The organism is Pseudomonas sp. RT4P38, from assembly GCF_054897765.1.
Genome location: NZ_CM142703.1, coordinates 76,456 through 94,667 on the forward strand (window position 1 = coordinate 76,456; position 18,212 = coordinate 94,667).

Consider the following 18,212-nt stretch of genomic DNA (forward strand, 5'->3'; position numbering starts at 1 on the left):
GACTGGTCGTGCCGTACTATTCACCTGAACGCAAAGCCGCATTACTCAAGATGCTGCTTCCCCCGCTGAACCTGACGATGGCCGAGGTTTCCCGGCGTGAAGGGGTTAGCGAAATGTCTTTGTCCAACTGGCGCAAGAAGGTCAGTTCTGAAGGAAGCGCAGTGCCTGAAGACAAGCCACTCCCCGAGAACTGGTCTGCTGAAGCCCGGTTCGCTGTCGTCCTTGAAACCGCCGGTCTGTCGCAGCTCGAACTGGGTGAGTACTGCCGACGAAAAGGTCTGTACCCCGAACACGTCAGCGCCTGGCGCCAAGCCTGTATCACGGGGCAGCAGAGTGTTCAGAACCAACAAAAGGTCGACCGCGAACAATCTCGCAAGGACAAGAAACGTATTCAGCAACTTGAGCGCGAACTGCTGCGTAAAGACAAGGCGCTGGCCGAAACCGCCGCGTTGTTGGTGCTGCGAAAAAAGCTCAACGATTACTGGGGGATCGACAACGAGGACACCTGACCTCTTTGCCGGAACGGCAGTTGTTGGTGGCTTGGTTGATCGAAGCCATCGAGGCCGGTGCTCGAAAAATCAGAGCGTGCCAAGAGGTGGGGCTGTCGCTCAGAACCTTGCAGCGATGGACGCAGAGTGAGGATCTTCAAGCCGATGCCCGCACAACCACCGTGCGGCCCACGCCGCGTAATGCGTTGAGCGAGATCGAACGACAAGCGATCGTGACGCTGTGTAACAGCCCTGCGTATGCCCATTTGCCGCCGAGTCAGATCGTACCGAGGCTGGCTGACGAGGGGCGTTATCTGGCGTCGGAAGCGACGTTTTATCGCATCCTGCGTGCAGCCGGTCAGCAACATCATCGGGGCCGTAGCCAGCGACCCAGACGGCATGCGGCACCGACGACGCATGTCGCCAAAGCGCCCAATCAGGTGTGGTCGTGGGACATCACGTATTTGCCGTCGCCGATACGCGGCAAGTACTACTACCTGTATTTGATCGAAGATATTTACAGCCGCAAGGCCGTGGGCTGGGAAGTTTACGAAGAAGAAAGCGGCGAAAAAGCGGCTGCGCTGCTGCAACGCAGCGTGATCGGCGAGCAGTGTTTACACGAGCCGCTGGTGCTGCACTCGGACAATGGTGCGCCGATGAAATCGCTGACGCTGTTGAGCAAGATGTACGACCTGGGTATCACGCCGTCCCGTGGCCGACCGCGAGTGAGCAACGACAATCCGTACTCGGAGTCGCTGTTTAGAACGCTGAAATATTGCCCGCAATGGCCGCAGGAGGGTTTTGCCAGCTTGGACGCCGCACGCGCGTGGGTGAGAGATTTTATGCGTTGGTACAACAACGAGCACCGGCATAGCCGGATCCGCTTCGTGACACCGACGGAGCGGCATCGAGGGCTGGACCAGCAGATCCTGGCGCGGCGGCATGAACTGTACCAGCGAGCGCGCAAGAAAAGCCCGGAACGTTGGTCAGGCCAGACGCGGAACTGGGAGCCGATAGGAGCGGTGATGCTGAATCCGGATCGGGAGCAGCAGTACGAGAAAAGAGCGGCATAGTTGAACGGTTGACGCGACAACTACCTTGAAAAACGCCGATGTTGTCAGCTAATTGTCCGAACCGATTACTTTGGAATAACACCTCATGCGCGACGTTTGTCGGTCGGATTCGCGCGCTGTACCTCGGCAAAAATCTCGGTGATCGGGCGTCGCGGCTGACGTTTGTGCAGGACGCGGACCTGTGCGCTCAGGCGCAGCAGTTCTTCGCTCGGCTTCGCCCATTGTTCCTTCGGCAGCGGTTCCGACCATTGGCGCATGACCTCGGGCAAGGCGTGCGGGGCCATTTTCTGAAGTCGGCGGACTTCCCATTCGGTCAGGTGGTTGGGAATCGTCCACAGCGTCATCACGTGGTACAGGTACCAGAAAAAGCCGGACACCCGACCGCGCTGACCATCGCGGATTTGTTGGTGCATGCGCGCACGGGCGTTGCGGAAGGTGTGCAGGCCTTCGTGGGGTGGATCGTCGGGGCCTTGCAGGTCTTGCGGGTCCTGGATGGATTTTAGGTCGTTGACTTCGTATTCCATGTAGCCGCGGATGGCTTCCCAGTGGCTGATGGCCAGGGAAAGACCGAAACAGGGAAATTCGACGCTGGTCAGGGTCTCGCCGTGCTGGAAGCCGATGCCCATGCCGTATTGGCGGTGGATGCCGTATTGAGTGGCACCTTGGGCTTCGATGATCCAGGCGGAGAGGGATTCCCAGGGAACGAAGACGGGGTCGGTGGCGTCTTCGGGCATGAAGCAGACTTCGCGGCGTTGGCGGTTGAAGCGGGTGGGGATGATTTGGAGACGTTTTTTATGGTTGTGGTGCCAGACGCCGAGGCCGATGAGCAGCATTAAAAAACCGCCCTGTATGGCTGGTCCGTACGCCTCATTGAATACTCCTTTTATGGCATGAGTAATATCGTCCCAGCCCATGCCGAACAAGAAAAACATGAAGCCGCCAAATAGAGGTATTAAGAATGCAACCGAGAAGGCAACACTGAATGGTCCCCCTAATGTCATCTGCCACATAAAGATTTGCGGTGATCCCAGCCCAAAGTCCATGTACACCTCATTTAGTTCCCCGATATGCGGGCCATGCGGCGGCAGCGGTGTCGGCAATGGCAACGGCGCGAGATAGGTGATCCTTCCGCTGGGAAACGGCTCGACATCGCCGGCTTTGCGGGATTGCTCAAGGTGCGGTGCAGGCAGGGAGCTATCAATCTTGGTGGGCATGGTCGGCCAGTTCCAGCAGATGGGTTTGAACCAGCAACAACGGTGGATGCTCGGTAACGGATTGACGAGGTAACGCAGGGAAATGACCCTTACCGCGCGGGTTGAGGTGAATAACGTCAGTCAGCGATTCCCACACCCCCTTGGCGTTCAAGGTCTGTATACAGACGGCCAGCTCCAGTGTTTCGGACGCCGGGGTAAATTCGCTGTCAGGATCCACGGGATATTGCAGGCACAGCACCAGCCGATCGGGTCCTGTTTGTACGATGCGCAGGCTGGCCGTGATTTCATCGCTGATAACGTCCTTGCGTTCTCGCGGCGTGCCACGACTATGGAGGGGAACGGAAAGACGGTGGGCACCGATTCCCAGGCGATGAGTCGGGTGACCGCTCAGGGGCGGCTGAAAATCATTGAGCTTGAACCTTGGCAGCACCAAGTGAATGTCGCTGGGCTTGGCTTTTAGCAGGAGGTTTTTCAGCCACGAGTCATGCTCGTTCGGGCCCAGTTGCGTATACGGGGCGTTGAGCAAATAGGCCAGATAACGCTGATATTCATCCAGGGCATGGTCGCCGCGATGATCGGTGTCCAGGCTCCAGGGTGTGGTTTTCAGCCATTTATCATGGGCACTGATGTTGTAACGGTTGTACAGCCAGGTTCCGCCCAACTCCAAAATGGTGAACAGGGCACCGGCCAGATTGAAGCGGAAGAACACGGTGGACAAACGGGTACCAGCCGCGGCCCAAGCAGCCGTTCTTGCTGCAGCGTTTCTGGCAATCGCTACGCTATACCCCACGTGTAAGGTATGACCTAAGCCATAGGCATTGACGGTCGTCATGCCGGCCGCGCCCGTTGCAGCGAGCGCTGCACTATTCTGCGCAGCAGCATTCCCACTACGCGTCGCCTGTTGCCAATTCTGCTGTTGGGTATTGAGACTAACCACTGAAGAGATAAAACCGAAGCCGTAGGTGAAAATGCCCAGTCCAACATGCAGCTTGCCCATCTGCAAATGCACATTCTGCAAGGCGTGGTGTTGAAGTCCCGCGACGAGTGCAGCGCTACGTGCCTTCAACGCTGTATCGGCGAGACTTTGCGCCGCAGTGAACCCAGCGGCCCCGGTGGTCATCGCTGCATTAAAAACGGGCATCCAGACTCGCTTGTTCCTGGATTGGTTGGTCAGTTCCCTTATAACCGAAACCAAATTCACCCCCTGCACCAAAAACATTAACAACCCCATCCCCTCGCTTCTCACCAAATTCGCATTCGGCACACTCTGAACCCCCAGCCGAATATCCTTCAACAAACTCCGCACCTCCAACTGCTGCGCCGGCGGAAACACCACCGTCACCCCCGCCCGAGCCGGCGTCGCGCCGTACAGGCGCGCCGACTGATCCGGCAGCTCCGCAATCGGGCTCAGCGCCCCAGCCAACCGGCCTTCAAGTAGCGTCAACTGCCCGCGTACTCGCACGATCTCGCCCTGCAACTCCACCGCCCGTGGCGTCTTGTGCCCCGCCCGGTTTTTGTTGTGGGTGAGCTGGTTGCGTTCGCGGGTCAGGGTTTTCAGGTAGTCGCGCTCCCTGAGCAGTTCCTTGAGGTTGGTTTGCAGCGCCGCATGTTCCGCCGGGCTGGCGACAGTAAAGGTCACGCCGGTGGTTTTTGCCGCATCGAGTATCCGCCCCGACAAGGCTTTGGGCAGACGACTGAACAGCTCGTCTAGGTCGGGGATTTTCTCTGCCGACAGGTCGAACCCTTCCAGCGCCCGGCTCAGGCCCAGGTTCAGCGCCGGGCTGAGGCTGTGCTGGGCCGCGTCCGCGACAGCGCGGGTATGCTCGGGCAGGTCGTCGAGGGCTGGCAGGTGCGCTTGTTCGATTTTCTGCAGCTCGCCCAACCAGTGCGGCAGGTTGTTGAACACCCCCATGCCGGCGTTGAACAACGTGGCGTATTGCGCGGCCCGTTCTGGCTGAAGACGCAGGGGCAAGGTGTAGAACAGTGGCCGGGTCAGTTCGGGGTGTTTCTCCAGATAACCGAGGAGGGTTTCGCTGGCGTGGTCACTGCGGCAGATGTCCTTGAGGCAGGCGTATTCGGCGGTGAAGGCCTGGTGGAGTTGCTGTTGATCCTGCGCGTCGTAGTACCAGGCCGAACGATGGTAGCGACCGGCACATACCATCATCGTACGGTCAGCGGTGATGCGTTCGAGCAAGCGGTTCCAGCGGCCAAGGTCGTCGCGATGCTGAAACAGCGCCGCGTCCATGGCGGGGCGGTCGATGAAATCGTTGACCCCGCGTTTGCCACTGAAGCTGGAACCTTCGAGCACATCGATGATGCGTTTGTTTTGCTCTTGGCCGAGTTTTATCAAGGTATCGAGGTGACGTTCGACGAAATCGTCGGGGGCAACCTTGAAATGTTGGCGAGCGTAGTAACGGCGGTCTGCCTCGTCACTGGCGCGGCTGTGGGCGGTGAAGTCGGGTGCGGCGCCCTGGTACTTGGCGAATTTGAACGCTTCGGCATGGGCTTCTTTGCGCAACTGCTCCAGTTCCGGTGGCACCGGTACGCCCGTAGGCTCGACCTTGCCGCCCTTGTTCAGGTAGTCGAGCAAGGCTTTGCGGGTGTGTTCCCGATCCGGTTCGGGCAACTGTTCCAGATCGCCAAAAAGCACCTGGACCGACGGATCGTTGCTGGCCTCGGCCAGGTTGCCGATATCGGCCGGACTGAGCTGGCTCAGGGACTCGATAAAACAGGCCAACAGGTAATCGCGTTCGTTATGGTCGGCATTGCTCCAGTCGTCGACCCAGCCGACCACGGTGTCCTGATATTCGGCCAGATCACGCAATACGCCGAGGTCGTCGTGCACCACAAGGAACAGGGTGTCGTCCTGATAAGCCGGGCGTACCCGCCCGAGAAACTCGCCAATGTGCGCCTCGCGAAAGCGCCGAGGCTGCTCCCACAGATAGGGTTCACGTTCGTGCGCGGGGGCATCGCTGACGTCCACCGTCGGCATTAGAACGGCGTCCGGCGGCGACTCGGTGTCCTGTTCCGCGCGGTCTTGCGCGGCTTGCGCCTGCCGGGCCGGATCGGTCGCAATCTCTGCCAACCACTGTTTGCCTTGCGCGACCGTCAGCAAGTTCGCGCTACCGGTTTGGCAATGCACCGGGCCGAGATCGACGGCCTGCATGAAGTGTTCGCGTTCCTCGCGGTTGTCAGTGACTTGAGCGCATTTGGCCACCGTCCACTGCACTTCGGCGAAGCTCACATGCAGGGTGCTGCGTCGTGAAAACACCAGCGCCGGACGCTCTTCGATGGGCGTGCGCTGATCGTCGGCAACCTTGGCGCCCTTGTGCAGCAAGGCGCTGACCAGTCCGTTAAGTACTTGATACTCGTGCAGATGGCCGGTCACGCTGTCGATGACGTACAACCAGCCATCGCGCAGCATGCGAATGCCCAGAGGACGGGTCGTCAGGGTATACGGCAGCTTCAGTTCGGCACTCGGGTCGAGGGGCTTTTCCACCAGCCCATAACGCAAGGGCAACAACTGCACATGGGTTTGCCGCAAAGGGCAGGCACCGGGTGAGCCGATGGCGGTTTTGGAGGCGGCGGCCGCAGCAAGGTTGGCAGGGTGGGTCATGGGCGGCTCCCTTGACTGGCCCAGCGCTGGGCCAGGTCGGCGGCCAACGCGATGCGCTCGCCGGGGGATTGCAGCGATGGTGTATGGAGCGTTGGGGTGATGCGCGTGGGCTGATTGAGTACCTGAATGTCGCAGGAAAAATCAGTGTCGCGTCTGAAAATGACTTGGTTGGCAGCACTGTGCATCCACATATCCCTGTGTCTTTTAAAGACAAGGGACTTTGCGTGGATCTACCCATTGGCGCAGTCAGACGAATCGATATTTAGCGTAGGACGCATCCGTTATGCCGAATGTTGTCGAATATCGTTTCCTGCCAACATTTCCGGTAGTTAAACACTGCTCGACAGCACTAGTTTAAAACGGCTCAAGGTTACGTCCTGAAAGCTACAACACCTTGCGTCGTTGCCTACGGCTACGCCAGAATCCGCCGGCTTGTGCGCCTTGGGGACGGTCGGGAACTTGGTTCCTGTCACTGCCCATCAGTGATCGGGTTTAGTCGCTCGCTGGTAATTGAAGTTGCACAAGCTTCTGTCAGACAGGTATTTCCTACCTGCATTTGATGGTGGCTGTGCGTAGGGCACCTTCGGGTGCGCCGGCTTCTTCAATTCCCCGGTCCGACTAACCTGCGTACAGCTGCCACCCCTTCGTTTAGTCGGCGAAGTGTTGTCAGCATCATTCAAGGAATTGAAGATCATGTTCAAGGTCACACCCAACCCACCAGACACCGATCCGGTCTCCCCATACGAAAGCCCCGATTCAAACAAACTCAACGAAGCCGCCGAGCGCGCCCTCGACCATCACTTCCCGCCAGCCGACCCCAAACCACCAAAACGCAACGGCCAGCTCTTCAGCGTCTGCCAGGGCATCAACACTGAAGCACTCCTCGCCAACGCTTCGGAAGACCTACTGTCCATTAGCGCCATCGCCGCGAGCCTCGCCGACGATGTCGACGGCTCACGCCGCTCCGTAGCCCTGGCGCTCAGCCGCATGGCCGACGGCGTGCATTTGTTGGTGGAGCGAGCGCTGGATCATCTGGATGAACCCGAGATGGCGGCGATTTTCGCCAAGCAACAAAACCGAGTCAGCTGATTCGTCAGGCATAAAAAAATGGGCACCCAACCACATTGGCGTGCCCATTTTTTATCCCGCTCACCCGGCTATGCGGGAAGTCGGTGCGTGTTACGGATTAACGCTGTCTTTCAACGACTTGCCTGGCTTGAACGCAACGGTGTTGCTGGCCTTGATTTTAACCGGCTCACCGGTTTGCGGGTTTTTGCCGGTGCGGGCACCGCGATGGCGTTGCAGGAAGGTACCGAAGCCCACCAGCGTGACGCTGTCCTTGCGGTGCAGAGCGCCGGTGATTTCTTCGAGAACGGCGTTGAGAACGCGGTTGGCCTGCTCTTTGGTGAGGTCTGCTTTTTCAGCAATTGCAGCGGCGAGTTCTGGTTTACGCATGTTAGTGAAGCCCCTTTGACGGTTTTTTGTTGTTATGTCCGTGCTGTTCTCGTTGGAACAGCGCCCAAAGCGCCGCAGGTGCTCTACTCTGCGGCAGACGGGAGTGAGGATGGCACGCAGCGAAGAGCCGCGCCAGTCTCGGCGCGACCTTTGTAAGGGCAAAAGAGGGGTGATTCCGACAGAACGACCGGTATTTACGCCAGCAGTGCCGGAAGCTCTTTGTTCAGGGCCAGTTTTTCCATCACCGCAGCGCCTGTCAGGGCATATCCCAGCAGTTTGCCGCTGGCATCGCGGCACAATACCTTGATGTCCGCGCCCTGCCCTTCGACAGTCCAGACGCCTTCGAAACCCCGTGGCGGTGGTGAAACCACCAATGGGCAAACCGGGGTTTTCACGGTGATGGGCATCGGGCCATAACTCACCGCCGTCGGGTTTCCGGCGAGGGTCTGAGCCAGCGCTCTCGCACAGCTCATGAGGGGCATCACGTACAACAGATTCAGCCCGTCGACTTCGGCGCAGTCGCCCAAGGCGTAGATATTGGCGTGGGAGGTTTTAAGGTGACGATCGACGACCACGCCGCGATTGACCTGCACACCGGCCGCAGCCGCCAGGTCGATGCGCGGACGCAGACCAATGGCCGAAACAACCACGTCACAAGGAATCACCTGACCGTCAGAGAGATGCGCTTCCAGGCCATCAGCCACACGCTGCAAGCGGTTGAGCACCGGCCCGAGGTGGAAGCGTGCGCCGAGACTTTCCAGCCCGGCCTGAACCGCAGCGGCCGCCGCCGGGTGCAGCAGGGTCGGCATGACTTGCTCGCACGGTGCAACCAATTGCACCTCGTAGCCTCCGAGGATCAGGTCGTTGGCGAACTCGCAGCCGATCAGACCGGCGCCGAGCAGCAACACCCGACGTTTGCCGGCCGCCGCCGCGCGAAAGCGTGCGTAATCTTCCAGGTCGTTGATCGGGAAAACGGCGTCAGCCGCATCGCCTTCGATCGGCACTCGCACGGTTTCTGCGCCCCACGCCAGGATCAGGTCACGGTAAATCACCGATTCCTCACCGATCCACAAGCGCTTGTGGCCCGGATCAATGCCGCTGATGCGCGTGTGCGTGCGCACTTCAGCCTTCAATTGCTCGGCCATGGCGCCCGGTTCGGCCATGCTCAGGCCATCGGCGTCCTTGTTTTTGCCGAAGCCTGTGGACAGCATCGGCTTGGAGTAGGAGCGCCCATCATCTGCAGTAATCAGCAGCAGCGGGGTTTCGCCATCGAGTTTGCGAAACTCCCGGGCCAGGTTGTAGCCAGCCAGCCCAGTGCCGATGATCACGACAGGTGCGTTCATTCCCTACTCCTTCAAATGTCTTAGTTGATTTCGATCATTTCGAAATCCATCTTGCCTACACCGCAATCCGGGCACAGCCAGTCTTCCGGCACGTCTTGCCACAGAGTGCCGGGCGCAATGCCGTCATCCGGCCAGCCGTCGGCCTCGTTGTAGATCAGGCCGCAGACCACACATTGCCACTTTTTCATTCACGTACATCCTCAGGATTCAGGCTTTTGCCGGCGCGAACGGTCGATGGTTGGAGCGCTGCCGTCCGGCTCAGGGGCGTTTTGTACTGATCGGGCCCGGCAGATGCAAGCCTGTTCGACGCGACGGCTGGCCGGATCAATCAAAATCGCCGGCTGACATGGTAAGCTCGCCGCCTCATTTGCTGCCAATAATGACTCACTGTGCCGCACTCAAAATCCCCCACCATGACCCCGCTCTGGCTCCCTGAAAGCCAACTGACGCCCCTCCCCGACACGTCTACCCTCGACTGGTTGTTCGACGAAGGCTCTCTGACCCGACGGCTGATCCGTTTGTCGAATGACGGCTTCAGCGTCACTCCACTCTTCGAAGGCTGGCAGCCTCTGCGCGTCGACGAATGTGCCGCACTGGATCTGGCCGAAGGCAGCGAGGGCTGGGTTCGCGAGGTGTATCTGCGTGGCCACGGCGAGGCCTGGGTGTTTGCACGCAGCGTGGCGGCGCGCAGCGCGTTGCAGGGCGACGGTTTGCACATGGACGAATTGGGCAGCCGTTCCCTGGGCGAATTGCTGTTTTGCGATCAAGCGTTCCAGCGCCGTGCTATCGAGGTTTGTCATTATCCTCAACAGTGGCTGCCGATGGAGTCCCGGGCACCTGAACTGTGGGGCCGGCGCTCGCGTTTCGACCGTGGCGCCTTGAGCGTGCTGGTGGCCGAAATTTTCTTGCCGACCCTGTGGAACGCCACCCGCGCCCATCCGGAGAATTGCTGATGTACCAGAGCCTGCTCAAGTCCCTGAATCGCTTGAACCCTCGGGCCTGGGATTTCATTCAGCTGACCCGCATGGACAAGCCGATCGGCATTTATCTGCTGCTGTGGCCAACCCTGTGGGCATTGTGGATTGCCGGTAAAGGTTCACCGTCACTGGCCAACATCGTCATTTTCGTCCTCGGTGTGGTGCTGACCCGCGCCGGTGGCTGCGTAATCAATGACTGGGCGGACCGCAAAGTCGACGGCCACGTGAAGCGCACCGAACAGCGGCCATTGGTGAGCGGCAAGATCAGTTCCAAAGAAGCCCTGGTGTTCTTCGCGCTGCTGATGGGCGTGAGCTTTTTGCTGGTGCTGTGCACGAATGCCACGACGGTCTGGCTGTCGTTCGGTGGTTTGGCACTGGCCTTCACTTACCCGTTCATGAAGCGCTACACCTATTACCCGCAAGTGGTGCTGGGCGCGGCGTTCTCCTGGGGGATGCCAATGGCGTTCACTGCCGAAACCGGTGAACTGCCGGCGGCGGCGTGGTTGCTGTGGATCGCCAACCTGTTGTGGACGGTGGGCTACGACACCTATTACGCCATGACCGACCGCGACGACGATCTGAGAATCGGCGTTAAATCCACGGCGATTCTGTTTGGCGAAGCGGACCGGGTGATCATCCTGACGCTGCAAGGGTTGGCGTTGGGTTGCTTGCTGTTGGCCGGGTCGAAATTTGAGCTCGGCGGCTGGTTCCACTTGGGATTGCTGGCGGCAGCGGGGTGTTTTGCGTGGGAGTTCTGGTACACCCGCGGCAAGGACCGGATGCGTTGCTTCAAGGCGTTTCTGCACAACCATTGGGCCGGGTTGGCGATTTTTGTGGGGATTGTGTTGGATTACGGGCTGCGTTGAATCAAACCTGCTCCCGGCATGGGGGCAGGTTTGTGGTTTCTGGACTCGCTTACTTCTTCGGTCCGGTATTGGTGATGACGTGCCAGACATCTTTCATGCCGTCACCTTTCATTTCTCCAGGCTTTTCGTCCTTCACAAAGGTGTACAGCGGCTTGCCGTCGTAAGCGTATTGCATCATGCCGTCATCACGCTTAATGACGCTCCACTTGCCTTCGGCCTTGGCACCCGCCGGAGCCATCATTGGCGGCCAGTTCTTGGCACAATCATCGTTACACATTGACTTGCCGCCAGCATCCTTGTCGAACGTGTACACCGTCATACCCTTATGATCGACCATCATCCCGTCTTTCATCATTGCGGGCTCAGCCGCGAAGGCCATCGATGGCAACGCCAGGGCCGCGGTCAGCATCAGAGCCTTGATGGATTGCGAGTATTGCTTCATGGAAACCTTCCTTTTGTGGTTGTCAGGATTCGGAATTAGAGCTTAGTTCAGGTTCACAACAATCGCAGGCCGACTAAAATACTGTCACACGACTGCAATAATTCCGTTATCTAATGCGGCGCAAGACAGTTAAATGACAAGAGGATTAAAGGCATGGTTGGCAGGAGCATTCTGATCGTCGACGACGAAGCGCCCATTCGCGAAATGATCGCCGTTGCGTTGGAAATGGCCGGCTATGACTGCCTGGAGGCTGAGAACTCCCAGCAGGCCCACGCCATCATCGTTGACCGTAAACCGGACCTGATCCTGCTCGACTGGATGCTGCCCGGCACTTCCGGCATCGAGCTGGCCCGGCGCCTCAAGCGCGATGAGCTGACCGGGGACATCCCGATCATCATGCTCACCGCCAAGGGCGAAGAGGACAACAAGATCCAGGGCCTGGAAGTCGGCGCCGATGACTACATCACCAAGCCTTTTTCCCCACGTGAGCTGGTGGCGCGCCTGAAGGCCGTGCTGCGCCGCGCCGGCCCTACCGATGGCGAGACGCCGATCGAAGTCGGCGGCCTGCTGCTGGACCCGATCAGCCACCGTGTGACCATCGACGGCAAACCCGCAGAGATGGGCCCGACCGAATACCGTCTGCTGCAATTCTTCATGACCCACCAGGAGCGTGCCTACACACGTGGCCAGTTGCTGGATCAGGTCTGGGGCGGCAACGTGTATGTCGAAGAGCGCACCGTCGACGTGCACATCCGTCGCCTGCGCAAAGCCCTCGGCGACGCCTACGAAAATCTGGTACAAACCGTGCGCGGCACCGGCTACCGGTTTTCCACCAAGGCCTGAGCCTGCCGCCAGACTCGCTGACAAGGACGCATATTTTCCGTGAACCAAAACTGGCATGGCATCCTGATTCGCCACATGCTGTTGCTGGTCACCACCTGCCTGGTGATCGGCCTGATTTCCGGCTACTACGGCTGGAGCCTCGCCGCGGGCCTGGGCCTTTACCTGGCCTGGACGCTCAAGCAACTGCTGCGTCTGCACGAGTGGCTGCGCCTGCACAAATCCGATGAAGCACCGCCCGATGGCTATGGCCTGTGGGGCGAAGTGTTCGACAGCATCTACCACCTGCAACGCCGCGACCAACGGGTGCGCGGGCGTCTGCAAGCGGTGATCGACCGGGTCCAGGAATCCACCGCCGCGCTGAAAGACGCGGTGATCATGCTCGACAGCGACGGCAACCTGGAATGGTGGAACCGCGCCGCCGAAACCCTGCTCGGCCTCAAGACGCCGCAAGACAGCGGTCAGCCGGTGACCAACCTCGTACGCCATCCGAGCTTCAAAGAATACTTCGAGCAGAACAGCTACGCCGAGCCGCTGGAAATCCCCTCGCCGACCAATGATCGCCTGCGCATTCAGCTGTACATCACCCGCTACGGCAACAACGAACATTTAATGCTGGTACGCGACGTGACGCGTATCCATCAGCTGGAACAGATGCGCAAAGACTTCATCGCCAACGTCTCCCATGAACTGCGCACGCCGTTGACAGTGATCTGCGGTTATCTGGAAACCCTGCTCGACAACGTCGAGGAAGTGAACCCGCGCTGGTCCCGTGCCTTGCAGCAGATGCAACAGCAAGGCGGGCGCATGCAGACCTTACTCAACGACTTGCTGTTGCTGGCAAAACTGGAAGCCACCGATTACCCGTCGGACAACCAGCCGGTGGCCATCGATGGTTTGCTGCAATCGATCAAGAGCGACGCTCAGCAGCTGTCCGGTCAGCGTAACCAGACGATCATGCTGGAAGCCGACCCGACGATTCTGCTCAAGGGCAGCGAAGCCGAATTGCGCAGCGCGTTTTCCAATCTGGTGTTCAACGCAGTGAAATACACACCGGCCGAAGGCAATATCCGCATTCGCTGGTGGGCCGATGAGCAAGGTGCACACTTGAGCGTGCAGGACTCCGGCATCGGCATCGACAGCAAACACCTGCCGCGCCTGACTGAACGCTTCTATCGTGTCGATTCCAGCCGCAACTCCAATACTGGCGGCACCGGGCTAGGTCTGGCGATCGTCAAACACGTGTTGCTGCGCCACCGCGCGCGGATGGAGATCAGCAGCGTGCCGGGCCATGGCAGCACGTTTACCTGCCACTTCGCCCCCGCCCAAGTCACCAAATCCAGGGTCATCAGCACGACTGACTGATACCGGCCAGCACTCACCACTAGGCAATCGCCCGGTCAGCCGCTACATTGGCTGACTTGCGCCTGCCCTTCAGGCGCACTTTTTTCTTTCCTTTCGAATACACGGAACCCGCAAAACTCCATCATGGACCCTTCCCCTGGCTTGACCCTCGCGACACTCTTCGCCGATTTCGGCATGATTCTTTTTGCTCTGATCCTGGTATTGCTCAACGGCTTTTTCGTTGCGGCAGAATTTGCCATGGTCAAACTGCGCTCGACCCGGGTCGAAGCCATCGCTGAAAAAAACGGCTGGCGCGGACACATCCTGCGCACCGTTCACAGTCAGCTCGATGCCTACCTGTCGGCGTGCCAATTGGGTATCACTCTCGCCTCACTTGGCCTCGGCTGGGTCGGTGAACCGGCGTTCGCGCACATCCTAGAGCCAGTGCTGAGCGCCGTTGGCGTAGAGTCGGCCGAAGTGGTCAAAGGCGTGTCGTTCTTCACGGCGTTCTTCATCATTTCGTACCTGCACATTGTGATCGGCGAGTTGGCCCCGAAATCCTGGGCCATCCGCAAACCCGAACTGCTGTCGCTCTGGACCGCCGTGCCGCTGTACCTGTTCTACTGGGCGATGTACCCGGCCATTTACCTGCTCAATGCCAGTGCCAACACGATTCTGCGGATCGCCGGCCAAGGTGAACCCGGCCCTCATCACGAGCACCATTACAGCCGTGAAGAACTGAAACTGATCCTGCACTCCAGCCGTGGCCAGGACCCGAGCGACCAAGGCATGCGCGTTTTGGCCTCGGCGGTGGAGATGGGCGAACTGGAAGTGGTCGACTGGGCCAACTCCCGGGAAGACCTGGTGACGCTGGAGTTCAACGCGCCGCTGAAGGAAATCCTGGCGATGTTCCGTCGCCACAAATTCAGCCGTTATCCGGTGTACGACAGCGATCGTCAGGAGTTCGTCGGCCTGCTGCACATCAAGGATTTGCTGCTTGAATTGGCCGCACTGGATCACATTCCCGAATCGTTCAACCTCGCCGAACTGACCCGGCCGCTGGAGCGCGTGTCTCGCCACATGCCGCTGTCGCAGTTACTTGAACAGTTCCGCAAGGGCGGTTCGCATTTCGCCGTGGTCGAGGAAGCCGACGGCAACATCATCGGCTACCTGACCATGGAAGACGTGCTGGAAGTATTGGTGGGCGACATTCAGGACGAACACCGCAAGGCTGAGCGCGGGATCCTCGCGTACCAGCCGGGCAAGCTGCTGGTGCGTGGTGATACGCCGCTGTTCAAGGTCGAACGCCTGCTGGGCATCGACCTGGACCACATCGAAGCCGAAACCCTCGCCGGGCTGGTCTACGAAACCCTGAAACGGGTACCGGAAGAGGAAGAAGTGCTGGAAGTCGAAGGCTTGCGGATCATCATCAAGAAGATGAAAGGGCCGAAGATTATTCTGGCCAAGGTGTTGATGCTCGATTGAGCATCAACCTTTGACTCACTGCTTGCCCAACGCAAAGTTGGGCAATGCGCCGACCGGTTGATTGAACTGGTACGGGATCGACACCAGCCCCAACCCGGAATTGCGCTGCACCACGAAATGCAGGTGCGGCCCACTGCTGTTGCCGGTATTGCCCGACAGCGCCAACGCACTGCCTACCGACACCCGTTGCCCCTCGCGAACGCACACCGAACCTTGCTTGAGGTGCAGGTACACGCCCATCGTCCCGTCATCGTGCAGCACCCGCACGAAATTGCCCGACGGATCGGTGCCACGCCCGGTTTGGGCATTTTCGGTTTTCACCACCACCCCGCCTCGCGCCGCGATGATCGGCGTGCCTTCGGGCATGGCGATGTCCATCGCGTAGCGGTTCTTTGGACCAAAGTGGCTGTACTGACCATTAGCCCCCTGACTCAACCGAAACGGTCCGCCGCGCCAGGGCAGCGGGTATCGATAGGCCATGGCGGCCCCTGAAGGGTCGCCCAAGGAGTATTCGAATTTTGGTGTATACGCGAGCGGCCTTTCGGGCTGCGTGGCCGTGAGCAGCGCCAGACGAATACTGCTGCGTGCCGGCATCACCCGGCGAATCGGTCGGCTCGGCGCACCGCTGACGTTTTTCAGCCCGCCGAAGCTCAATTCGATCTCTACCGGTGCATACAGGTCATTGCGCACGTAAACGCTGTCCACGCCCGTCTTCTTCGTGATGATGAGGTACACCTGACGCTCAAGATTCTCAACCATGCGATCACGAAAAACGAACACCTTGGAGCCTGTCGTGGGCCGGTCGCTGTAGGAGACCACGCCATTGGCGTCGGTGGACTTGTAGATCGTCATGGCCATCGCCGAGGTGGAGGCCATGAAAAGACCGCAGAAAAACAGCAGGCGCGCGAGCATGGGCAAGATTCTGTCGAGTAAGGCCTGGGAAAGAGCCTAGCAGCTGCAATGGACCCGGGTAGTCGGCAGATGTTTCAAAATGGGCAGTTCAGCGGATGTGTGGTGAATTCGAAGGCCTCATCGCGAGCAAGCTCGCTCCCACATTATTGGAATGCGTTCCCTTGTGGGAGCGAGCTTGCTCGCGATGGCGGCCTAACAGACGATGCCGAACCTAAGCGCCGGGCACGAAATGCTTCTGCGCCGTGCCGCGGGCAATCAGACGGGAGATATAGTCGAGCTTCTGCGCATCCTGGTCGACGAAGCGGAAGGTCAGTTGCAGCCACTCGCTGTCGGGCTTCTGCTCGTGGGCGACGATGGCGTGCAGGTAGCCGTTCAGGCGGGCGGTTTCGGCGTTGTCGCCCTGCTCCAGATCGAGCACCGCGCTGTCGAGCACTTGCGGCAGCGTATCGGTGCGCTTCACCACCAGCAGTGCTTCCTTGAGACTCAAGGCCTTGATTACACATTGCTGAATGCCGTTCGGCAGGCGCAGTTGACCCTGGCCACGACCGCCCGTTGGCGCCGCGGAGGACGCTGGAGGCTTGATCGGCGGGCTGTTGAGCAGACCGCGAGACGGAGCCGCCGCCGGGGCTGACGCGGCGGCGACAGGTTTGGCGAACGGGTTGACCGGCGCCGCTGCGGGTGCGACCACGGCAGCCTTGCCACCCGTCAAGGCGCTCAGGGAATCGTTGCCGAACGCCGAGTTCATTTTGGTCGGCGCGCTGTTCATCAAGGTGTCGAGCTTGCCGACCTTGTTCAGGGCCTGCTTGACCTTGGTCAGCAGTTGCTCGTTGGTGAACGGCTTGCTGACGTAGCCGGAAACCCCGGCCTGGATCGCCTGGACCACGTTCTCTTTATCGCCCCGGCTGGTCACCATCACGAACGGCATGGTCTTGAGGTTGTCCTGCTCGCGGCACCAGGTCAGCAGCTCCAGCCCGGACATTTCCGGCATTTCCCAGTCGCACAGGACCAGGTCGAACGCTTCCCGAGCCAGCAGGGACTGAGCCTTCTTGCCGTTGACCGCGTCTTCGATCCGGATCCCCGGGAAGTAGTTGCGCAAGCACTTCTTCACCAGGTCACGAATGAACGACGCGTCATCCACGACCAACACACTGACCTTACTCATCCATCACCCCTTTAAAAAATCCCGGCAAGCATACCGCTTTGCTGATGGCACATTGCCAAAAACCTTCAGTCACGCCGGGACTTTTCGTTCGCGGGTGCTGCTTTCGAATTGATAAACCACAAACAAAAACGCCCGACCAGAAGGCCGGGCGCTTTTCTCAGGCAATCTTACTTATCGTCAGCTTTACCCGGAACATTAGCGGTTTCGCCACTTGTGCCTTCAACTTCTTCCTTCATGCGCTTGAGACCCAAGTGACGCACGTCGGTGCCACGCACCAGGTAAATCACCAACTCCGAGATGTTGCGCGCGTGGTCGCCGATCCGTTCCAGCGAACGCAGCACCCAGATAATGCTCAGAACCCGCGAGATAGAGCGCGGGTCTTCCATCATGTAGGTGGCCAGCTCACGCAGCGCGGTTTTGTATTCACGGTCGATGATCTTGTCGTACTGCGCCACCGACAACGCCAGGTCGGCGTCGAAGCGGGCAAAAGCGTCCAGCGCATCGCGAACCATGTTGCGGACCTGGTCGCCAATATGGCGAACCTCGACATAGCCGCGAGGGGCTTCGCCTTCTTCGCACAGCTGGATGGCGCGACGGGCGATTTTGGTCGCTTCATCGCCAATGCGTTCCAGGTCGATCACCGACTTGGAGATGCTGATGATCAGACGCAGGTCCGACGCCGCAGGCTGTCGACGGGCCAGAATGCGCAGGCACTCTTCGTCGATATTGCGTTCCATCTGGTTGATCTGGTCGTCGATCTCGCGAACCTGCTGAGCCAGACCGGAGTCGGCCTCGATCAGCGCGGTCACCGCGTCGTTGACTTGCTTTTCCACCAGCCCGCCCATGGCCAGGAGGTGGCTGCGCACTTCCTCCAGTTCAGCGTTGAACTGCGCGGAAATGTGGTGGGTAAGGCCTTCTTTACTAATCATGTTGGCGTCCTTGGAGCGTCCGGTAAGGTGCGGTGGACCGCAGCGTCAGTTCAGTGAGCAACCAAC

17 protein-coding genes are annotated in these 18,212 nt (G+C 59.4%); 7 read left to right on the top strand and 10 right to left on the bottom strand.

The annotated features are described in order from the left end of the window. Positions 1 to 8 precede the first annotated feature (8 nt). Positions 9 to 1,561 (top strand): IS3 family transposase gene (locus ACYZT7_RS00380; protein WP_462039513.1). Its coding sequence is split into 2 segments (ribosomal slippage): positions 9 to 471 and positions 471 to 1,561, totalling 1,554 coding nucleotides; the frame shifts between segments, so codons are not numbered across the junction. Positions 1,562 to 1,644: 83 nt separating this feature from the next. Here ACYZT7_RS00380 and ACYZT7_RS00385 read toward each other — a convergent pair. The 3 genes from ACYZT7_RS00385 to ACYZT7_RS00395 are packed head-to-tail and all read right to left on the bottom strand — an operon-like array spanning position 1,645 to position 6,576. Next, complete coding sequence (locus tag ACYZT7_RS00385) at positions 1,645 to 2,775, bottom strand: hypothetical protein (RefSeq protein WP_462039514.1); 1,131 nt, start codon at positions 2,773 to 2,775, stop codon at positions 1,645 to 1,647. Next, a complete protein-coding gene (locus tag ACYZT7_RS00390; protein ID WP_462039515.1) occupies positions 2,759 to 6,391 on the bottom strand; it encodes a toxin VasX in 3,633 nt (1,210 codons plus the stop codon). Before ACYZT7_RS00390 ends, ACYZT7_RS00385 begins: the two co-directional genes overlap by 17 nt. Continuing rightward, entirely contained in the window at positions 6,388 to 6,576 is a 189-nt protein-coding gene (locus tag ACYZT7_RS00395) for a hypothetical protein (protein ID WP_462039516.1), read from the bottom strand. Before ACYZT7_RS00395 ends, ACYZT7_RS00390 begins: the two co-directional genes overlap by 4 nt. A 508-nt stretch (positions 6,577 to 7,084) precedes the next feature. Between ACYZT7_RS00395 and ACYZT7_RS00400 the strand changes: the two genes are divergently transcribed. Next, a complete protein-coding gene (locus ACYZT7_RS00400; RefSeq protein WP_462039517.1) occupies positions 7,085 to 7,480 on the top strand; it encodes a DUF6124 family protein in 396 nt (131 codons plus the stop codon). Positions 7,481 to 7,570: 90 nt separating this feature from the next. Here ACYZT7_RS00400 and ACYZT7_RS00405 read toward each other — a convergent pair whose 3' ends face one another. The 3 genes from ACYZT7_RS00405 to ACYZT7_RS00415 form a co-directional block, all read right to left on the bottom strand. Then, on the bottom strand, positions 7,571 to 7,846 hold the full coding sequence (locus ACYZT7_RS00405) for an HU family DNA-binding protein (RefSeq protein ID WP_003213368.1): 276 nt from the start codon (positions 7,844 to 7,846) through the stop codon (positions 7,571 to 7,573). 194 nt (positions 7,847 to 8,040) lie between these two features. Beyond that, positions 8,041 to 9,189 carry an NAD(P)/FAD-dependent oxidoreductase gene (locus ACYZT7_RS00410; RefSeq protein WP_462039518.1) on the bottom strand — a complete coding sequence of 383 codons (1,149 nt, stop codon included), beginning with the start codon at positions 9,187 to 9,189 and terminating at the stop codon, positions 8,041 to 8,043. Positions 9,190 to 9,209: 20 nt separating this feature from the next. After that, complete coding sequence (locus ACYZT7_RS00415; protein WP_007954349.1) at positions 9,210 to 9,377, bottom strand: rubredoxin; 168 nt, start codon at positions 9,375 to 9,377, stop codon at positions 9,210 to 9,212. A 225-nt stretch (positions 9,378 to 9,602) separates the two neighbouring features. Between ACYZT7_RS00415 and ACYZT7_RS00420 the strand changes: the two genes are divergently transcribed. Continuing rightward, on the top strand, positions 9,603 to 10,142 hold the full coding sequence (locus ACYZT7_RS00420) for a chorismate--pyruvate lyase family protein (protein ID WP_462039519.1): 540 nt from the start codon (positions 9,603 to 9,605) through the stop codon (positions 10,140 to 10,142). Beyond that, positions 10,142 to 11,032, top strand: a complete 891-nt coding sequence (gene ubiA, locus ACYZT7_RS00425) for a 4-hydroxybenzoate octaprenyltransferase (RefSeq protein ID WP_462039520.1) — start codon at positions 10,142 to 10,144, stop codon at positions 11,030 to 11,032. The genes ACYZT7_RS00420 and ubiA overlap by 1 nt, the downstream gene beginning before the upstream one ends. A gap of 49 nt (positions 11,033 to 11,081) precedes the next feature. Here the strand turns inward: ubiA and ACYZT7_RS00430 are convergent, their stop codons facing one another. Next, complete coding sequence (locus ACYZT7_RS00430; protein WP_462039521.1) at positions 11,082 to 11,474, bottom strand: COG4315 family predicted lipoprotein; 393 nt, start codon at positions 11,472 to 11,474, stop codon at positions 11,082 to 11,084. A 153-nt stretch (positions 11,475 to 11,627) separates the two neighbouring features. Between ACYZT7_RS00430 and phoB the strand changes: the two genes are divergently transcribed. The 3 genes from phoB to ACYZT7_RS00445 all read left to right on the top strand — a co-directional run bounded on the left by phoB (position 11,628) and on the right by ACYZT7_RS00445 (position 15,143). Further along, positions 11,628 to 12,317, top strand: coding sequence for a phosphate regulon transcriptional regulator PhoB (gene phoB, locus ACYZT7_RS00435; protein WP_008150066.1), 690 nt, complete (start codon positions 11,628 to 11,630; stop codon positions 12,315 to 12,317). Positions 12,318 to 12,392: 75 nt separating this feature from the next. Beyond that, positions 12,393 to 13,679 (top strand): phosphate regulon sensor histidine kinase PhoR, encoded by a 1,287-nt coding sequence (gene phoR / locus ACYZT7_RS00440; protein ID WP_462041892.1) that lies wholly within the window; start codon positions 12,393 to 12,395, stop codon positions 13,677 to 13,679. A gap of 123 nt (positions 13,680 to 13,802) precedes the next feature. Continuing rightward, entirely contained in the window at positions 13,803 to 15,143 is a 1,341-nt protein-coding gene (locus tag ACYZT7_RS00445) for a hemolysin family protein (RefSeq protein ID WP_462039522.1), read from the top strand. Between the two features lie 15 nt (positions 15,144 to 15,158). On the opposite strand, the gene ACYZT7_RS00450 is transcribed toward ACYZT7_RS00445, so the two are convergent. From ACYZT7_RS00450 to phoU, 3 genes are all read right to left on the bottom strand, one after another. Then, positions 15,159 to 16,055: a peptidoglycan DD-metalloendopeptidase family protein gene (locus ACYZT7_RS00450; protein WP_462039523.1), complete on the bottom strand. Its 897-nt coding sequence runs from the start codon at positions 16,053 to 16,055 to the stop codon at positions 15,159 to 15,161. Between the two features lie 211 nt (positions 16,056 to 16,266). Continuing rightward, complete coding sequence (locus ACYZT7_RS00455) at positions 16,267 to 17,217, bottom strand: response regulator (RefSeq protein ID WP_462039524.1); 951 nt, start codon at positions 17,215 to 17,217, stop codon at positions 16,267 to 16,269. A 167-nt stretch (positions 17,218 to 17,384) separates the two neighbouring features. After that, complete coding sequence (gene phoU / locus ACYZT7_RS00460; protein ID WP_008150055.1) at positions 17,385 to 18,146, bottom strand: phosphate signaling complex protein PhoU; 762 nt, start codon at positions 18,144 to 18,146, stop codon at positions 17,385 to 17,387. Positions 18,147 to 18,212: the final 66 nt, after the last annotated feature.

Excerpts from the sequence above, each read along its gene's own strand:
- ACYZT7_RS00445 (WP_462039522.1), top strand. The coding sequence starts at position 13,803 with ATGGACCCTTCCCCTGGCTTGACCCTCGCGACACTCTTCGCCGATTTC.
- phoB (WP_008150066.1), top strand. The coding sequence starts at position 11,628 with ATGGTTGGCAGGAGCATTCTGATCGTCGACGACGAAGCGCCCATTCGC.
- ACYZT7_RS00415 (WP_007954349.1), bottom strand. The coding sequence starts at position 9,377 with ATGAAAAAGTGGCAATGTGTGGTCTGCGGCCTGATCTACAACGAGGCC.
- phoR (WP_462041892.1), top strand. The coding sequence starts at position 12,393 with ATGCTGTTGCTGGTCACCACCTGCCTGGTGATCGGCCTGATTTCCGGC.
- ACYZT7_RS00390 (WP_462039515.1), bottom strand. The coding sequence starts at position 6,391 with ATGACCCACCCTGCCAACCTTGCTGCGGCCGCCGCCTCCAAAACCGCC.
- ACYZT7_RS00430 (WP_462039521.1), bottom strand. The coding sequence starts at position 11,474 with ATGAAGCAATACTCGCAATCCATCAAGGCTCTGATGCTGACCGCGGCC.
- ACYZT7_RS00420 (WP_462039519.1), top strand. The coding sequence starts at position 9,603 with ATGACCCCGCTCTGGCTCCCTGAAAGCCAACTGACGCCCCTCCCCGAC.
- ACYZT7_RS00400 (WP_462039517.1), top strand. The coding sequence starts at position 7,085 with ATGTTCAAGGTCACACCCAACCCACCAGACACCGATCCGGTCTCCCCA.
- ACYZT7_RS00395 (WP_462039516.1), bottom strand. The coding sequence starts at position 6,576 with ATGCACAGTGCTGCCAACCAAGTCATTTTCAGACGCGACACTGATTTT.
- phoU (WP_008150055.1), bottom strand. The coding sequence starts at position 18,146 with ATGATTAGTAAAGAAGGCCTTACCCACCACATTTCCGCGCAGTTCAAC.
- ACYZT7_RS00450 (WP_462039523.1), bottom strand. The coding sequence starts at position 16,055 with ATGCTCGCGCGCCTGCTGTTTTTCTGCGGTCTTTTCATGGCCTCCACC.
- ACYZT7_RS00405 (WP_003213368.1), bottom strand. The coding sequence starts at position 7,846 with ATGCGTAAACCAGAACTCGCCGCTGCAATTGCTGAAAAAGCAGACCTC.
- ACYZT7_RS00410 (WP_462039518.1), bottom strand. The coding sequence starts at position 9,189 with ATGAACGCACCTGTCGTGATCATCGGCACTGGGCTGGCTGGCTACAAC.
- ACYZT7_RS00385 (WP_462039514.1), bottom strand. The coding sequence starts at position 2,775 with ATGCCCACCAAGATTGATAGCTCCCTGCCTGCACCGCACCTTGAGCAA.
- ACYZT7_RS00455 (WP_462039524.1), bottom strand. The coding sequence starts at position 17,217 with ATGAGTAAGGTCAGTGTGTTGGTCGTGGATGACGCGTCGTTCATTCGT.
- ubiA (WP_462039520.1), top strand. The coding sequence starts at position 10,142 with ATGTACCAGAGCCTGCTCAAGTCCCTGAATCGCTTGAACCCTCGGGCC.